Raw genomic sequence first — 647 nt, forward strand, 5'->3', positions numbered from 1 at the left:
GTGGCGTCAACCAGGCCCTGCAAGGACATGACCGGCAGTATCACCCACCACCAACACCACCGACCACCACCAAAGCCACATTCGCTGAGGATCCGCTGTCAGTTAGGCGACTCGACGTACTTCGATGTGTCCGCTCGGAATGGGCGAGAATTTCACGGTCTGCCCCGCGGTGGGCGCTTCGACGGCCATGGTCGGGGAGACGGCCATCATGACGTGTTCGGGGGTGCCGGGTGCCGACCAGTTGCACAGAATCAGGTCACCCTCTTGGATGTCGCCGCGAGGCACCGCCTCGCCGGCGTTGACCAGTTGGTAAGTGGTCCGGGGTAACCGCACTCCGGCCTCCGCGTACGCCGCCTGCACCAGGCCGGAGCAGTCGAACTGGTTGGGCCCGCTGGCTCCCCACACGTAGGGGGCGCCGAGCTTCGATTTGGCGTAGGCGACGGCGCGGGCCGCGGCGCTGCTGGGCAGGCCTAGGCCCGTGGCGTGCCGACCTCGCAGCAGCCCCGAACCCTCACCGCGAGTTCCGCCGAGTCCCGAGAGCATGCCGGGTAGATCGCCAAGCCCGGACATCGAGCCGCCGCCGCCCATGCCGCCGCCCATGCCGCTCATCGGCATGCCGCCGCCCATCGGCCGGGCACCGTAACCAC

The 647-nt window shown here is 68.6% G+C and carries 1 protein-coding gene; it reads right to left on the reverse strand.

The features are described from left to right. Positions 1–102: 102 nt before the first annotated feature. The coding region (locus tag AC3WTE_RS32620; RefSeq protein WP_492443767.1) for a C40 family peptidase at positions 103–647 on the reverse strand (545 nt) is incomplete at its 5' end.

This window comes from Mycobacterium sp. FW102-FHT13B02 (assembly GCF_058790275.1).